The sequence below is a fragment of the Bradyrhizobium canariense genome, assembly GCF_019402665.1.
GTDB lineage: Bacteria > Pseudomonadota > Alphaproteobacteria > Rhizobiales > Xanthobacteraceae > Bradyrhizobium > Bradyrhizobium canariense.
Genome location: NZ_VSST01000037.1, coordinates 1 through 16,231, shown reverse-complemented (window position 1 = coordinate 16,231; position 16,231 = coordinate 1). Strand labels below are relative to the sequence as shown.

10 protein-coding genes and 6 pseudogenes are annotated in these 16,231 nt (G+C 60.3%); 14 read left to right on the top strand and 2 right to left on the bottom strand.

What is annotated here, in order from left to right:
* The first annotated feature begins 43 nt into the window (after positions 1–43).
* The 10 genes and pseudogenes from nifK to FXB41_RS19120 all read left to right on the top strand — a co-directional run bounded on the left by nifK (position 44) and on the right by FXB41_RS19120 (position 7,953).
* A complete protein-coding gene (nifK, locus tag FXB41_RS19165) occupies positions 44–1,603 on the top strand; it encodes a nitrogenase molybdenum-iron protein subunit beta (RefSeq protein WP_219682981.1) in 1,560 nt (519 codons plus the stop codon).
* Between the two features lie 115 nt (positions 1,604–1,718).
* Positions 1,719–3,362, top strand: coding sequence for a nitrogenase iron-molybdenum cofactor biosynthesis protein NifE (gene nifE / locus FXB41_RS19160; protein ID WP_219682980.1), 1,644 nt, complete (start codon positions 1,719–1,721; stop codon positions 3,360–3,362).
* A 9-nt stretch (positions 3,363–3,371) separates the two neighbouring features.
* Complete coding sequence (nifN, locus tag FXB41_RS19155; protein WP_219682844.1) at positions 3,372–4,754, top strand: nitrogenase iron-molybdenum cofactor biosynthesis protein NifN; 1,383 nt, start codon at positions 3,372–3,374, stop codon at positions 4,752–4,754.
* A 22-nt stretch (positions 4,755–4,776) separates the two neighbouring features.
* The gene (nifX, locus tag FXB41_RS19150) at positions 4,777–5,172 is read left to right on the top strand and encodes a nitrogen fixation protein NifX (RefSeq protein ID WP_219682979.1); all 396 of its coding nucleotides are present in this window, start codon (positions 4,777–4,779) and stop codon (positions 5,170–5,172) included.
* Positions 5,173–5,182: 10 nt separating this feature from the next.
* Positions 5,183–5,650: a NifX-associated nitrogen fixation protein gene (locus FXB41_RS19145; RefSeq protein WP_219682843.1), complete on the top strand. Its 468-nt coding sequence runs from the start codon at positions 5,183–5,185 to the stop codon at positions 5,648–5,650.
* Positions 5,651–5,657: 7 nt separating this feature from the next.
* Entirely contained in the window at positions 5,658–5,858 is a 201-nt protein-coding gene (locus tag FXB41_RS19140) for a CCE_0567 family metalloprotein (RefSeq protein WP_219682842.1), read from the top strand.
* Positions 5,859–5,871: 13 nt separating this feature from the next.
* A complete protein-coding gene (gene fdxB / locus FXB41_RS19135; protein ID WP_219682841.1) occupies positions 5,872–6,156 on the top strand; it encodes a ferredoxin III, nif-specific in 285 nt (94 codons plus the stop codon).
* Positions 6,157–6,320: 164 nt separating this feature from the next.
* Positions 6,321–6,787: pseudogene (locus FXB41_RS19130) on the top strand (ABC transporter permease); the annotation flags it as partial.
* A 151-nt stretch (positions 6,788–6,938) separates the two neighbouring features.
* Entirely contained in the window at positions 6,939–7,208 is a 270-nt protein-coding gene (locus tag FXB41_RS41760) for a type 2 periplasmic-binding domain-containing protein (RefSeq protein ID WP_219682840.1), read from the top strand.
* Complete coding sequence (locus tag FXB41_RS19120; RefSeq protein ID WP_219682839.1) at positions 7,201–7,953, top strand: 4Fe4S-binding leucine-rich repeat protein; 753 nt, start codon at positions 7,201–7,203, stop codon at positions 7,951–7,953. Before FXB41_RS41760 ends, FXB41_RS19120 begins: the two co-directional genes overlap by 8 nt.
* Before the next feature lie 1,043 nt (positions 7,954–8,996).
* Here the strand turns inward: FXB41_RS19120 and FXB41_RS19115 are convergent.
* Positions 8,997–9,216 (bottom strand): annotated as a pseudogene (locus FXB41_RS19115) (transposase); the annotation flags it as partial.
* A gap of 241 nt (positions 9,217–9,457) precedes the next feature.
* On the opposite strand from FXB41_RS19115, the pseudogene FXB41_RS19110 reads away from it, so the two are divergent.
* A pseudogene (locus FXB41_RS19110) lies at positions 9,458–10,657 on the top strand (IS110 family RNA-guided transposase); the annotation flags it as partial.
* A 347-nt stretch (positions 10,658–11,004) separates the two neighbouring features.
* Here the strand turns inward: FXB41_RS19110 and FXB41_RS19105 are convergent.
* A pseudogene (locus tag FXB41_RS19105) lies at positions 11,005–12,007 on the bottom strand (IS256 family transposase); the annotation flags it as partial.
* Between the two features lie 375 nt (positions 12,008–12,382).
* On the opposite strand from FXB41_RS19105, the pseudogene istA reads away from it, so the two are divergent.
* From istA to FXB41_RS19090, 3 genes and pseudogenes are all read left to right on the top strand, one after another.
* Positions 12,383–13,482 (top strand): annotated as a pseudogene (istA, locus tag FXB41_RS19100) (IS21 family transposase); the annotation flags it as partial.
* 691 nt (positions 13,483–14,173) lie between these two features.
* Complete coding sequence (locus tag FXB41_RS19095; RefSeq protein WP_219682838.1) at positions 14,174–15,334, top strand: TlpA disulfide reductase family protein; 1,161 nt, start codon at positions 14,174–14,176, stop codon at positions 15,332–15,334.
* Positions 15,335–16,088: 754 nt separating this feature from the next.
* Positions 16,089–16,231 (top strand): annotated as a pseudogene (locus FXB41_RS19090) (aspartate-semialdehyde dehydrogenase); the annotation flags it as partial.

Genomic DNA, 16,231 nt, shown 5'->3' with positions numbered 1-16,231 from the left:
GGAAGGGCAGGAGAACGAACGCAAGAACCCAAAGAGTGCCATGATGACACAGAACGCCGAACACATACTCGACCACTCTGAGCTTTTCCGGGGAGACGAATACCAGCAGATGCTGGCCAAGAAGAAGGCGCTATTTGAGAATCCGCATGATCCCGCCGACGTCGATCGCATCAAAGAATGGTCCAAGACATCCGAGTACCGCGAGAAGAACTTCGCCCGCGAGGCGCTAACCGTTAATCCGGCGAAGGCTTGCCAGCCGCTGGGTGCGGTGTTCGCCGCCCTCGGGTTCGAGCGCACACTGCCGTTCGTCCACGGCTCACAGGGCTGCGTCGCGTATTATCGCAGCCATCTGTCACGGCACTTCAAGGAGCCGACCTCGTGCGTCTCCTCGTCCATGACGGAAGACGCGGCCGTGTTCGGCGGGCTTAACAATCTTACCGATGGGCTTGCCAACAGCTATAACATGTACAAGCCGAAGATGATCGCGGTCGCCACGACCTGCATGGCGGAAGTCATCGGCGACGATCTCAATGCCTTCATCAAAACATCAAAGGAAAAAGGTTCAGTCCCAGCGGACTACGACGTACCATTCGCTCACACTCCTGCGTTCGTCGGCAGCCACGTTACTGGCTACGACAACACGCTCAAGGGCATCCTCGAGCATTTCTGGGATGGCAAAGCCGGCACGGCCCCAAAACTCGAGCGCAAAGCGAACAACACGATCAACTTCATCGGTGGCTTCGACGGCTACACTGTCGGGAATGTCCGTGAGATAAAGCGTATCTTCGAGCTGATGGGCATCGGCTACACCATCCTCGCGGATAACAGTGACGTGTTCGATACCCCCACGGACGGCGAGTTCCGCATGTATGATGGGGGCACTACATTAAAGGATGCCGCGAACGCCGTCCACGCCAAGGCAACCATTTCCATGCAGCAATATTGCACGGAGAAGACGTTGTCCTTCATCAAAGGGCACGATCAGGAGGTCGTCGCTTTCAATCACCCGCTGGGCATCAGCGCCACGGACGATTTCCTGATGACACTGTCGCGTATCACCAACAAGGCAATTCCAAATGCGCTGGAGCAGGAGCGCGGGCGTCTGGTAGACGCAATGGCTGATTCCAGCGCGCATGTTCACGGCAAGAAGTTCGCGATCTACGGCGATCCAGACCTCTGCTATGGTTTGGCCGCATTCCTGCTGGAGCTCGGCGCTGAGCCGACCCACGTGCTGTCGACGAACGCGAGTAAGGCGTGGGAGCTGAAGATGCAGGCGCTGTTCGCGAGCTCGCCCTTCGGTAAAAACTGCCGCGCCTTCCCAGGCAAGGATCTCTGGCACATGCGATCGCTCCTGTTCACAGAGCCGGTCGATTTCCTGATCGGTAACACCTACGGCAAGTATCTCGAGCGTGACACCGGAACGCCGCTAATCCGCATCGGCTTTCCCATCTTCGATCGCCATCATCACCATCGTTATCCAGTGTGGGGCTATCAGGGGAGCATGAATGTGCTGGTCAAGATTCTCGACAAGATCTTTGATGAGATCGATCGAAAGACCAGCTCGGTTGGCAAGACAGACTACAGCTTCGACATCATACGCTAAGGCGAGCTCCCCGCCTCATCGTCCGCAGAAACAGCGGCGCTGCGGCGGGGATCACAGGTTCTCCGCCGGTCATCCTTGTGGTCTGCGGTGTGTTAACAGCCCCGAGAGAGACACCATGACTTCGCTTCCCACGACCATACAGGACGTCTTTAACGAACCGGGCTGCGCCAGGAACGCGAGCAAGTCGAAGGTCGAGCGTAAGAATGGTTGCACCAAGCAGCTCAAGCCGGGCGGCGCCGCCGGCGGATGTGCCTTCGATGGCGCCAAAGTCGCGCTGCAGCCCTTCACCGATGTCGCCCATCTTGTGCATGGTCCAATCGCCTGTGAGGGCAATTCCTGGGACAATCGTGGTTCGGTCTCGTCCGGCTCCGATCTGTGGCGCAGAAGCTTCACCACAGATATGAGCGAGACCGATATCGTCTTCGGCGGCGAGAAGCGGCTGTACAGGGCAGTGAAGGAGATCACAGAGAAATACAACCCGCAGGCCATCTTCGTCTACCAGACATGCGTGCCCGCAATGATCGGTGACGACATCGATATGGTCTGCAAGGCGGCCTCCGCCAAATTCGGCAAGCCGGTCATTCCCATCAATTCACCGGGATTTGTCGGGTCGAAGAACCTTGGTAACAAGCTTGCTGGCGAAGCACTGCTGGAGCACGTCATCGGTACCGGAGAGCCGGATTACACGACATCGTATGATATCAACATCATCGGTGAATACAATCTGTCCGGCGAGCTTTGGCAGATCAAGCCCCTGCTCGATGAGCTCGGAATCCGGATCCTGTCCTGCATCTCGGGGAACGGCAAGTATCGCGAGGTCGCTTATTCGCACCGGGCCAAAGCCGCGATGATGGTTTGCTCAAGGGCAATGATCAACGTCGCACGCAAGATGAGGCAGCGCTACGGCATCCCGTTTTTTGAAGGCTCCTTCTACGGTGTTGAGGATACCAGCGATTCACTCCGCCAGATCGCGCGCATGCTGATCGAAAGTGGCGCGCCGGCTGAGCTGATGGAACGCACGCAAGCCCTGATCGCACGCGAAGAGACCAAGGCCTGGGCTGCGATTGAACGTTTCAAGCCGCGCTTTGCCGGCAAGAGGGTTGTTCTCATCACCGGCGGTGTGAAATCCTGGTCGATGGTGGCCGCTTTGCAGGAGGCCGGGCTCGAGATGGTCGGCACGTCCGTGAAGAAATCCACCAAGAAGGACAAGGAACGTATCAAGGAATTAATGGGCCAGCACGCCCATATGATCGAGGACATGTCCCCTCGCGAGATCTATAAGATGCTCAAGGACGCAAAAGCCGACATCATGCTCTCCGGCGGCAAGTCGCAATTCGTCGCACTAAAGGCGGCGATGCCATGGCTCGATATCAACCAGGAGCGCTGCCACGCCTATATGGGCTATGTCGGCATTATCAAGCTCATGGAGGAGATCGAGAAAGCGCTCTACAATCCGATATGGGATCAGCTCCGCCAAGCCGCGCCATGGGATGAGTTCGACCGGAAGCGTCAGGCAAGGACGGTTGCGCAGATGCATGCGCAAACCGCTGATCCAATTCGGGACGTGAGCAAGAACGGCGTCAATGCGATAAGTTTCTCCAATCAAAGTGAGGCCAGCAATTGTGAAAGCGCGATTGCGGCGCATGGCCCGAACCTCGACGAGCCCGCCAAGCCGTGCACCAATTCCAGCGGACTGTGCGTTGCTTGTAAGGACATTCGTTCCGATCTCCAGCCCCCGGCACTGCAGGCGGCGGAGTAGGGGAACGACATGGCGATCGTCACTACCTCGAAGAAAGCCTGTTCGGTCAATCCGCTCAAGATGAGCCAGCCGATCGGCGGCTCATTTGCCTTCATGGGCCTGCGCGGCGCCATGCCGCTTTTGCACGGCCCGCAAGGTTGCACCTCCTTCGGGCTGACACTCTTCGTGCGCCATTTCAACGAACCTGTGCCGATGCAGACCACTGCCATGAGCGAAGTTGCCACCGTGCTCGGCGGCCACGAGAACCTCGAACAGGCGATCCTCAACATCTACAATCGCGTCGAGCCCGAGATCATCGGCATCAATTCGACTGGCGTCACCGAGACCAACGGCGATGACGTCGAAGCCTTCATCCGGTTGATCCGACAGAAGCATCCGCAGCTCGAAAAGCTCCCCCTTGTCTACGTCTCGACCCCGGATTTCAAGGATGCCTTTCAGGATGGCTGGGGCAAGACAGTGGCGCGGATGATCGAGGTGCTTGTGGCTCCCGTCGACGCAGCGAGACCGCGCGATGCCTCCCGCGTTAACGTGCTACCTGGTTGCCACCTCACGCCCGGCGACCTCGACGAGCTTCGCACGATCATTGAGGATTTTGGGCTCAAGCCCTCCTTCCTGCCGGATCTTGCCGGTTCGCTGGACGGCCACATCCCCGACGAATTCACGCCGACCACGATCGGCGGCATTGCGGTGGACGAGATCGCGACCATGGGGCAGGCGGCCTGGACGATCGCGATCGGCGCGCAAATGCGCCGTGCGGCCGAGACCATGCAGGCGCAGACAGGCACGCCTTTCCGTCTGTTCGAGCGGCTCTGCGGTCTTATTCCAAACGACGAATTCATCGCGTTCCTGAGCCAGATCAGCGGCCGGTCGGTGCCCTCGAAATATCGCCGGCAGCGTGGACAGCTGGCAGACGCCATGCTGGATGCCCATTTCCATATCGGCGCCCGCAAGCTCGCGATCGGCGCCGAGCCGGACTTGTTATTCGATCTCTCCAGCTTCCTCCACGAGATGGGGGCGCAGGTAACGGCTGCGGTGACGACGACGAACTCACCGGTGCTCCAGCGGGTCAGGAGCGAGGACGTCCTGATCGGCGATCTGGAGGATCTTGAAGAGCTTGCCAGGTCGCGTGACTGCGGCCTCTTGATGTCGCATTCACATGGTCGCCAGGCCGCTTCGCGACTCAATGTTCCGTTCTTCCGGGTGGGCTTTCCGCTGTTCGATCGGCTTGGCGCTGCGCACCTCACGACGGTTGGCTATCGCGGCACGCGAGATCTGATCTTTGACATCGCCAATCTGATCATCACCGACCGCGAAACCAACCATGGGCCGACGCCCGACACCTGGCGATCCACCAGCGGTGACCTGCAGGTCGATCCGCCACAGTTGCATTGAGCAAGGAGAGAAAACAACACGGATGAAAGTTGCATTCGCCACTCAGGACTTGAAGCATGTCGATGCGCACTTCGGCTGGGCCAAGAACATCGCGATCTACGAGGTCGGCCCGGACGGGCATCAGTTTATTGAGGCGATCCAGTTCGACGGTGACCTCACGGAAGACGGTAATGAGGATAAGCTCGCGCCGAAGATCGAGGCGATCAGGAACTGCGCAATCCTCTATGTTGCGGCGATCGGCGGCTCGGGTGCTGCGCGAGTCGTCGCGAGCAAGGTCCATCCGATGAAGGTGCTGCAACCAGAGCCCATCGACGACCTTTGCGTCAAACTCGAAACCGTGCTGAAGGGCTCGCCGCCGCCCTGGCTGCGGAAGCTGCTCAGCAAAAACCCGGAACGTACGGTGGATTTCGAAGCCTGAAGGAACAAAGATGGCCGACCCGTCTGAAGTCAGTCCAGCCGCCGCCGCGGAGAGTTCATTTCTAAAAGAGCTCATCAAGATCTGGCGCGCCCAGGACACCCACGGCGCCTGGGAGGGCAAGAAGGATCTCGAGCTGCTCGAACCCTACGTTCTCGACAAGCGCAAGCGCCGTGCGCTGCCGATCGTCGGCAATCCCGACTCCGACACGACATGGCGGCTGGAGCTGTTCTTTGACGCCGTTGCGCTCTCGATCGAGAAGGCGACCGGTGTAATGATCTCGCCAATGCTGAAGATGCATCACGAAGGGTTCGGTCGGATCGTGCTGATCGGCGGCCGGCTGGTTGTCGTGAGCAAGCAGCTGCGCGATGTGCATCGCTTTGGTTTCGACCATCTCTATGATCTCGCCGATCAAGGCGACAAATTCGTCAACAGTGGCGTCGAGATGATCCGTAAGTTCCCGGAAGTGGCGAATTATTGAGGCGAGCATGAGCGATGTTGAAAGCCTCAAAGCGGAAATAAAGAAGCTGTCGGCCAAGGCGACCCAAGCCAAGATGGATCTCCACGACCTCTCCGAGGAGCTGCCGGTCAACTGGTCCTCGATCCTGAACGTAGCCCAGAAAGCCCACGCTGCCTTCAGCGAGCTCGAAAGCAAGCGCCAATATCTCCAGGCGCTGGACAAAACATAACGGATCTTAAGCCATGTCATGCAGAACCCGCGATGGTCGCAATTGGAGGCCGGACTACCTGGTTTCTATCGATCCCAAGAAGTGCATCGGCTGCGGCCGCTGCTATAAGGTTTGCGGCCGTGAGGTCATGACGCTGAAGGGCCTGAGCGAGGACGGCGAGATGATCGATCTCGATGAGGATGACGATGAGATCGAAAAGAAGGTCATGGTGATGAAGGACGAGGGGGCCTGCATCGGCTGCAGCGCCTGCGCCCGGGTCTGCCCGACAAACTGTCAGACCCACGTGCCAGCTGCTTAAACCGACTTTCTTCGCTACGAACAGGGTTGGTTTGTCAGAGACAAAGGTAGCTCGGGAGATCTGGCATCGAGCCGAACGACCTGTACGGCGCGATCTTCAATATCGAAGCCCAGCCGGCGGGTTTTCACCGGCTCCATTTTAGCCAGGCTGTCCTCGTATGAGATCCGCGGATTGTGCTCGGACGCATTTTCGTCATATGGTTCGGATTGGGGCTCACCTCCAAAGTCGCGCTCGGCGCGACGCTGGTTCTTTTCGTAGCATTCTTCAACACGTTTCAGGGCGTGCGCGAGGTTAGTCCGGTCGTGCTAGCGAATGAACGCCTGCTGCGCGCATCGAAGTCCTCCCTGCTGCGCCACGTGCACCTGCCGTCCGCAACCACATGGATTCTGTCGAGCCTGCGGGTGTCCGTCGGCATGGCCGTCATGGAGCGGTGGTTGCCGAGTATCTCCGGCTCGTCCGCAGAATTGGGGCATCTGACTGCGCAGGCCGAGGGTATCCTCGATGCGACCGGAGTGTTCGCAGGAATCATCGTCCTTTCCGCCTTTGTTGTTGTCCTCGACGCCATCGTGGACCGCGCGGAAAGCGGCTCCTGGTCTGGCGGCCCGCGCCTGCCCATGAAGCCTGTTCGTAACGCTCTCTGAACAGTCACGGAAGCTCGGATGCACGTTTTGACACGACTGATGCTGGTCATAGCGCTACCGCTTGCCGGTCATTTCGGAGCATGCCGCCGAGCCCGAGGTGGCCCAATTAGCGATCGAGGTGGAGTTCCGGATGCTCAGTATATGCCTGTCGAGCTTGGCGTGAAGCTTGGGTCCTTTAGGGACGATGGTCTCAACGTTATCGTTGAGAACTTCCAAGCCGGTGGCTCAAAGACTCTGCGGGGGCTGGTCGGCGGCTCTATCGACGGGACGGTCGGCTTCTACGATCAGACCATTCAGATGCAGGCGCGGAGCTGGCGCTCGGAAAACTTCTGGAGCTCGCTACCTGCGACAAAATTTGGACCCAAGTCGTTGCTGCGCGTGCCTGACCTAAGTGGGCAGGACTATGGTTGATAATATTGACGAGGCTCTTGACTGGGAAGGCAACCGGCTTGACTGCGCATCGTGCGAGCATCTCCCACTGAGCGAAACCGGCGGGTGTCGACTCAAGCACGCCTGCGTCAACGACCGTTGTCCCCCCAGCATCGAGAGGTTCTTCGAATGGAATCCGGATCTCGCCGACGGCTATCTCAGCCATCCGCATTCTGAGGTAAGGGCAATCGCGGCGAAGTCTGCCAATGTCTTTCTGCTGCTGCGGCTGATCGATGATCCCAATGAAAAAGTGCAATGGAATGCGATGGTTCGCCTGCCTAGACGCTACGCGTTGCAATTGCGGAAGCATCCGCATCCCGAGCTGAGGAGGCGGGTCGCGACCCTGTTCGACGGTGAAGAATTGCTACCCATGGCCTCAGACGAATATTACTATGTTCGCCTTGTCGTCGCGAGCCGGATCGAGCCTATGCTGCTCCGCCGAATGGTGGACGACGAGGAAGCCGAGGTCCGCCGTGTTGTGGCACAGCGCATTCCAAATGAATGGTTGCTCCGCATGATCGACGATCGTGAGGCGTCGGTAAGACTGGAGATCGCCCGACGACTATCTGTGCAGCTTGTGCCGCTGCTGCGGCACGATCCTGACTGGCGCATCCGCTACGAGGTCGCAAGCCGTGCGCCAGTGACTGAGATCCTTAGCCTCCTCGATGACCCGCATAGTCTCGTGCGCGAAGTCGCGAGCTCGCGGATTACAGGAGACCGCCGCTGAGATCGATACCGCGCCGGCCGACGCGGAGGGCCAGATGAACTTGCCGCGATATGCCTATTGCGTCATGCTAGAGGATCTTGACCAGATCGCCGCGGCGTTCCCGGAAGATGTTGAGATCGCCAGCGTGCGGATCGCGCTTAGATTCTCCTGAACTGTAAGAGTCAGACTTCGCATGCTGGGACGCATGTCGGTGTGGCTAGTGGCGATCCAAACCCTGACGCGGCTCGGAATCTGGATCATCGTCGCCGCAGCAGCTCAAGAACTCACTACAGCGCCTCAACGTCCCCGTCACGGGCAACGCGACGCGACAGCCGCCGCCAAGCTCGATCTCGATGATTCCAGCTCTTGCACGCTGCGCAGGCAGGGAAGAGGCCGATTGTGGCGCGTCGATCGAGATCGGAGCCGCCACCGGCGTGATCTCGAAGGGAACGAGAGCTGGCACGGAATCGCCGTCCAGCCGACCCTGGCGCGCTTGTCGGCTTCAAGTGAACAACAGGCTGTGAGCCACCCGTGCCAGCGCGCGATGCCGCAGACCGTCTGGCCAGCCTGCAAGGTCTCTTCGACAAGGCGAGCCTTCTCATCGTAACTTCATCGCCGTCGACGCTCGGCGCCCAGCACATTGACCTGTTAAAATGTCGCGCTCCATGCGCAACCGCTCGGTCTCTCGCTGCAAACAAGCAATCTCCGCTGCGTGGTCTGTCGACGGCAGCGTCGCCTGCGTTGTGGGGCACCGCGCCGCCGCGGTCAGCTCCAGCCCGGCCCACGTCGTTCCACCCAGCGCCGTAGCGCGGAATCGCGCAGGCCAAGTTCCCTCCTCCGATGCGATCGAGCGGCCGCTCGATGCGACCAGATCGACGGTTTGCCGGTTGTAGTCGTCTGGGAATGAGCGGCGTCGACGTGCTTCCATCCGACACGTTGTGGCTCCCGAGCGCAGTGCACGAAACAGCAGATTCGAGACCCTGAAAGTCGTGCGTTCGATCGTGTCCCGTGGCGTGGTGTAGCTGGCGGCGGGGCACCGGGTTCACCGGCCGGAGCCGGGCAGGTCAGCTGGCGATAGCCGGAAGGCTGACGGTCGGATCATCGCTCAACGGCGCGATGGTTTCCAGTGTCATGCAGCGGGGCGCGCTGGACCGCCCACTCATCGTTCTGTTCGAGCAGGATCGCGCCGATGAGGCGGACGATGGCATCCTCGTTGGGGAAGATGCCGACCACCTCGGTGCGCCGCTTGATCTCGCCGTTGAGGCGTTCAATGGGATTGGTAACCGGTATGAGATCTCTCGGTGCCAACGTTCGGCTGCGGTATTCTACACCGTGGCGTATGGTGCGACCATCGGGACAGAGGCACCGGGAGCACGAAGGTGCGGGCAGGCCGATGCATACGATGAGCCGAGAGCTCGAGTTAGTAGCTGGCCGCCTCTGCGACTCGCCCGGTTGCGCCGAGAGCGCGAATCCGTAGTTGTCGTGTCGCCCGTAGCTCCCGTCATGTGTCTGACAGGAGGTGCGAATGCGACGGGTGATTGGCGTTGATGTCCACCGAACCTTCGGGGAGGTGGTATTTTGGGAGAACGGCAGGCTCCGCCATGGGGGCCGTATTGATATGACGCGAACTGCGCTGGAGGGATTTGGCAAGACCCTGCTGGCCAGTGATGAGGTGGTGCTCGAAGCGACCGCCAACAGCATGGCGGTGTCGCGAGTTCTGGCGCCATTCGCGGCGCGGGTGATTATCGCCAATCCATTGCAAGTGAAGGCGATCGCCCAGGCTCACGTCAAGACCGATAAGATCGATGCCGGCACGCTCGCCAGTCTGCAGGCCGCGGGATACCTGCCGCAGATCTGGACGCCTGACGCGGAGACCGAACGCAAGCGCAGACTGGTGGCGCGGCGCTACCAGGTCGTTCGACATCGTACGCGGCTCAAGAACGAGGTGCATTCGATCCTGCACGCACACCTGATCCGGAAGTGCCCGCATGCCGATCTTTTCAACGCCCGCGGCCGGGCGTAGTTGGCTACTCAACAGCTGCCGGACGATGAGCGCGCGGCCATCGATCGGCACGTCCGTGAGTTCGACCGGCTGGCGGAAGACCTGGCCCTGCTCGACCGCGAGATCGCGCAGGACGCAATCGAGGATTCCGCGGTCAACCGATTGATGACGATCACCGGCGTCAATCTGGCGGTCGCCGCCGGAATCATGGCGGCGATCGGCGACATCAGCCGGTTCGACAGCCCGCAGAAGCTGGTGAGCTATTTCGGGCTGAACCCGCGGGTGCGGCAGTCGGGACTGGGAGCGGCCCACCACGGCCGCATCAGCAAGATCGGCCGCAGTCACGCGCGCGCCATGCTGGTCGAGGCGGCCTGGGCAGCGGCCAAGGCGGCCGGTCCACTGCATGCGTTTTTCGTGCGCATTCGCGCGCGGCGCGGCCATCAGATCGCCGCGGTGTCCGTGGCTCGCAAACTCGCTGTGCTCTGCTGGCATTTGTTGACGAGGGGCGAAGATTACCTGTGGGCGCGCCCAGCGCTGGTCGCCAACAAGACCCGCGCGATGCTACTTCAGGCCGGACATCCGCAACAGAAAGGCAGCCGGCGTGGACCAGCCTATGCCTACAACATCAAGGCGCTGCGCGACCAAGAGATGTTGATTGCCGCCCAGGCGGAGCAAAGCTACGAGCGATTCGTGTCGCAATGGAAACCGCGGGCGGCCAAAGGCCGGGGCGCGGGCGCCTCAGTTCGGCAAGACAAAATAGGCAGTCCGGTGACGCTTGCAGCCGACACGTCACGCTTCGCCACGAGGTCGCCCGCGCCCCACAAACATAATCGCGGCTGACAGCAACTTCCAGCCGAGCTGGCCAGTCCCGTTCCACGCAGCCTGCCACCGTGCTCGGGCCGGTCAAGGCCAAGCCTTGCGGTGGTCGCAAATGCGGCCAGCCTTGACCGCCCCTGCGCGCGCCGGCTGCGAGATCGGTGGCCGGGACGGAAGAATGACCCGCCGCGCGGCCGAACAAAAGAATGGACTTGCAGGATTTTCGCAATCCTCGGCTCGGCAGGAAAAAATCGCTTGTCCATCTCATCCGTGGAGTGCAGCTTGGTCCGATGCTGCGGCGGGAACGTCATGTAGGCAAGCACATCGGTCTCAGCCTCGTCGAGGAAGCCGGCAAGCTTTGGCCGCTTGGGGCGGAGTTGATCGGCGAGCTTGCGCCATTGCGCAGTTGCGGCCTCGGCATCGTCCTGGGCAAACGCAGTGGCGATGAAGGCTGAGACGACGCGCCGCCCGCCGTTGCCGGCATGCGCCAATGCGTTGCGCATGAAGTGGACGCGGCAGCGCTGCCAGCTGGCGTTGAGCACCTTGGCCATGCTGGCCTTGATACCCTCGTGGGCATCGGACACGACGAGCTTGACGCCGCGCAGGCCGCGGCGGCCGAGCTTGCGCAGGAACGCCGTCCAGAACGTCGCGGCCTCGGACGGCCCGATGTCCATGCCGAGCACCTCGCGCCGGCCGTCGCCGTTGACGCCGACTGCGACAATCACCGCGACAGACACAATGCGGCCATTCTGCCGCACCTTCACAGAGGTGGCGTCGATCCACAGATACGGCCAGTCGCCCTCGATCGGGCGGGCGCGGAAGGCCTTCACTTTGTCGTCGATCTCGCCACAGAGCCGGGCTCACCTGGCTCTTGGAGATGCCGGTCATGCCCATGGCCTGCACCAAATCGTCCACCGAACGGGTCGAGACGCCCTGCACATAAGCCTCCTGCACCACGGCGGTGAGCGCCTTCTCGGCCACGCGGCGCGGCTCCAGGAAGCCCGGGAAGTAGGAGCCCTTGCGCAGCTTGGGAATGCGCAGTTCGACCGCGCCGGCGCGGGTTTCCCAAATCCGGTCGCGGTAACCGTTGCGCTGGGCCAGGGGCTCGGGGCTCTTCTCGCCGTAAGCTGCCCCGGTCTGGCTTTCGACTTCCAGCTCCATCAGGCGCTGGGCCGCAAAGCCGATCATCTCACGCAACAGATCGGCATCAGGGGTCTTCTCCACGAGCGTGCGCAGGTTCATCATATCATCGGTCATCCCGGATCAAGTCCGGGACTGGTTCCTCGGTTGGGGTGTCGCAACCCGGTCCTACCGGAGAACTGCCGGTGACCACCGCAAAGCCGCCCGCCCGCTACGGCGCTATTGGGGGCGCGCGTCCGGGCGGCTTTGCTCTACCGAGCTACACCACCACCGGGGAGTACATCATGCCAAGCTAATGAATGCTTGTGGGTGGAAGTCCCATCCGGCCAAGACCGAAGCAGGCAGGCCGGGACCGAGTCTTGCGGGCGTCGCGGCAACGCGGGGTCTGAAATGTAGGAGCCATGCGGGGTGCGGGAATGAGCCTCGAAAGGTGGATGTTCGCGGAGGCCGAGTGTGTTCCCTAAACACGAAGGCAGCATGAGCATCGTCGTTATGCGAGACGATGCCGCTCCGTCGGGGTCGATGGCCGGATCACCGGTGATCGCCCGCGAATTGGGCCTCGACCGGAAGACGGTTCGCCGAACGATCGCCCGCGGCCTGGAGCCTCCAGTGTACGGACCTCGCAAGCCGCGTTCGCGACTGATTGAACCGTTCGTGCCGTATTGCGAGAGCGCGTCACGGCCTACCCCGACCTGACCGGCCAGCGACTGTGGCGGGAGCTGCGCGAGCGCGGTTACGCCGGCGTTATACCGCCGTCACGGATTTGCTTCGTGAACTGCAGCCAACGCCATTGCCGGTATTCGAGGTTCGCTTCGAGACGCCGCCAGGAGACCAGGCTCAGGTCGACTTTGCTCACTTCCAGGTCGTCTTTACCGACGAGCCCTCGGTGACGCGGATCGTGTGGTTGTTCTCCTTCGTGCTCGGCCATAGCCGGTTGATCTGGGCCCGGTTCGTCCTCCACCAGGACATGCAGACGGTCCTGCGCTGTCACATGACAGCCTTTGAGGCGCGGCGTTCCCAAGGAGATCCTCTACGACCGCATGAAGACGGCGGTGATCGGCGAAGGAGGTGGCAGCATTGTCTACAATCGCGCGCTCATCGATTTTGCCCGGCATTACGGCTTCCAGCCCAGGGCCTGCCGCCCTTACCGGGCCAAGACCAAAGGCAAGGTCGAGCGGCCGTTCCGGTATATCCGCGAGGACTTCTTTCTCGCCCGCTCGTTCCGCAATCTCGACGATCTGAACGCCTAGCTGCGGCATTGGCTCGATACGGTCGCTAATCCGCGCGTGCACGCCACCACCCAATGCGTAGTCAACGAAGCCTTTGCGACGGAGAAGCCACACCTAGGCGCCTTGCCGCTGGCATCATTCCGCTCGGTGCTCAAATTGGAGCGGCGGGTCTCCCATGAAGGGATGGTGAGCGTCGGCGGCAATCTCTATAGCGTTCCCGACGCCATCCGGAAGCGGATCGTCGAGGTGCACACGCTCGCCAACGAGATGCAGATCTTCGAAGACGGCACCCTGATCGCCACCCATCCGATCCTTGATGGCCGCAGGCAGCGACGGATCGCGCCGCGCCATCGCAAGATGCCACGCCTTTGCCCCAGCGCTATTGCCGACACCAATGCGAAGGACGTCGCTCGCAAGTTGTCCTGGCCACACAATCGTGCAGCGGATGTGCGGAGGTGGCCCCGAGGCTGTCAGTACCATCTCCCGCGACTGGTTGAAACCGGAATGCGGGGAAATCAACATGGCGACGGGAGTAACTGCGCCGCTTTGGCGAGGTAGACTTGGCTTCCTATGTTCAAGCAGGGCTCGCACCGGCTTTCGCGCCTGCGATTCCGACGGAGCAGCTCGCGCACGAGGTCATCGGCTTCCGTGGTCATCTGGACCGCGCCGAACAGGCAGCTTTGCAGCCCGGTTCGGAAAGCTGGTGCCGTGTCCGATGCTGACCGCTGTTGTTCTTTGCGACCCCACGTCCGCACGCTTGCAATTTGTCGGTCAGCGGGCATCATCCGGTTTCTCACGCGCCGCCTATTGGCGCAGCGCGGCTCACGGATGCGCATTCGCATGACAATGTTTTGGCGGCACGAAGGGCGCGATGTGTGCCCGAAATCTGACACCGACGCAAAGCATGTCAGGTTACATACAGGGGACCCTACTGGTCGTGTGGATGTTTTTCAAAGCTTTATCATGTACTCAGTGGGCGCGGACAGCCTGGCACGGTGATTGCTAACTCAGGTGAAGCGACAAGGTCGCGCAGCAAGTAACTTTGGAGAAAATCATGGTGCTGTGCATGGCGTCCCCGGCTCCTTCGCTCAAAGTCGAGAACTGGCTGCGTGGCGAGCCCCTCACGAACTTCCAGCCAGGGAAAGTGTACATTGTCGAATTTTGGGCAAGTTGGTGCGGCCCATGTGTGAGGGCGATGCCACATCTGATAGAGCTGCAAGCAAAATACCAAGACGAGGGGCTTGAGGTCGTCGGAGTCGCAGCTAGCGAACAAGCACCAACGGCGGATGAGGCTCGCACCAAGTTGGACGCATGGTTGACTGAAAAATTTTCAAATCTGAACTATCGAATCGGGTTCGACAGTACAGGCGAAATGAACAAGCTTTGGATGGATGCCAGCTCTTCTCTTGGGGTTCCGACATCGTTCGTCGTCGACCGCGACGGCCACATTGCCTTTATCGGTCATCCGATCCAAATCGACGACGTCTTGCCGAAAATTATCAACGGCACTTGGCGCGGCAGCTATCAAGCTAAAGCCGCTGATGCGAAACGAATTGCGAAAGACCAACGCCTAGCGCGCGAATTGTCAATGCGCCGGACAATTCGACCGGCGATGGAAGCAAATGATTGGCCGACAGCGCTATCAGCGATCGAAGAGGGCATTGCCGCGATGCCGGACAATCTCAATCTCCGCGAGATTCATGCGGATCTGTTGCTTCACAAAATGCGCGACACGGCGACCGGGTTCCAGGTCTTACGCCAACTGGTCCGAGATGCGATTGAGAAACAGTCAGAGGCTGTGCGTGGGCTGATTGTCGTGATGACGCAACTCTTTGATCCGGAGAACGATAAGGCCCACCTTCCGCGTGCGGAACGCTTCGCGATCGGCAGGGATGTGTCGGAACATATCCTTAATTCAGCGCAAGCCAGCGGCGGCCTCAACTTCTCTTCTTATAGGGTGGTCGCTCAGTATTACTACGAGAGTGGTGACAACCAACGCGCGATCGAGCTGATCGAGCGGGCAATGACATGGCTAGACCATCCGAAAGCAATGCCGGACGATATGAGGGAAGGTGCGAAAAAGTATTATATGCCGCAGTTGCTCCAGACCTTGGCCAACTACAGGGGCGAGAAGGTTTGTTGCAGCGGGTCTTGTTCGATTTCGCAGGAAAAGTCTCCTGGAGCTCCCAAAGTGCAGCCGCAGGAGGAGACATGAAGAGAGACGTTAATCGGAGGTGCACGATCGGGGCTATCTAAGCGCCTTCGAAGCGCTCGCGACCGGCAGAACGTCTAGGACCATTTGGGCGATTGCGACACGCAGGTCACAAGGAAAACCTAGCCCACAACGAGTGATGCGACGCCCTGCGGCCCGTCTTCGCTGGGTGTCTGGTTACTGCTTGTATTCAGGGGTGTCGCTGGCCGTTTTACATGCTCGGTTTGGTGGCTCGAAACTATCAATCGGCAACTCACATCGAGCATTACTCACGCAGTTATGTTCGCCTTGCCAGCACAAACAGCCCCGAAGAACTTAAATGCAAGCAGGATCGAGGTTCGATCTGACAGTCTTCTTGCGGTTGCGCCGCCGCAGATGTTGATCCAGTTAGGCTACGATAGACCTGAACAGAACTTGTTGTCCCTTAAAGAAGGTGGCCGGGTTCAGACAATGCTGAAGGCGACTTGAGAATGTCCGATCTCGAATGCTTCAAACCATCCGTGGCTCTTCAACATCAAGTTTTGGGACAACTCTCCCGCATAAGTCGCCGCCATGTTCGCGACCACCAAACGCATGACCAAAACCACCACGGCCTTCGGGGCTCGGGGAGGCGTGCGCGTGTAGTCGTCGACTAGAACGCAATCCACTCTACCGAAGCCCCGCCCTCGTTGGTCCGGGGCGTTTTTGTTGTCTTCAGCTCACAGCATGATCCGGAAAAGTGGAATCCGGTTTTCCGACAAGATCATGCTCAACTTGAATGGAGGAGAATGTGAGTAACGATCCCGTCGTCGCGATTGTCGGCGTCACCGGTGCGGTGGGCGCCGAATTCATCGCCACCATGGACAAGCGCGGCTTTCGCGTCGGCAAGCTCAAGGCGCTGGCCAGCGCCCGCTCGGCCGG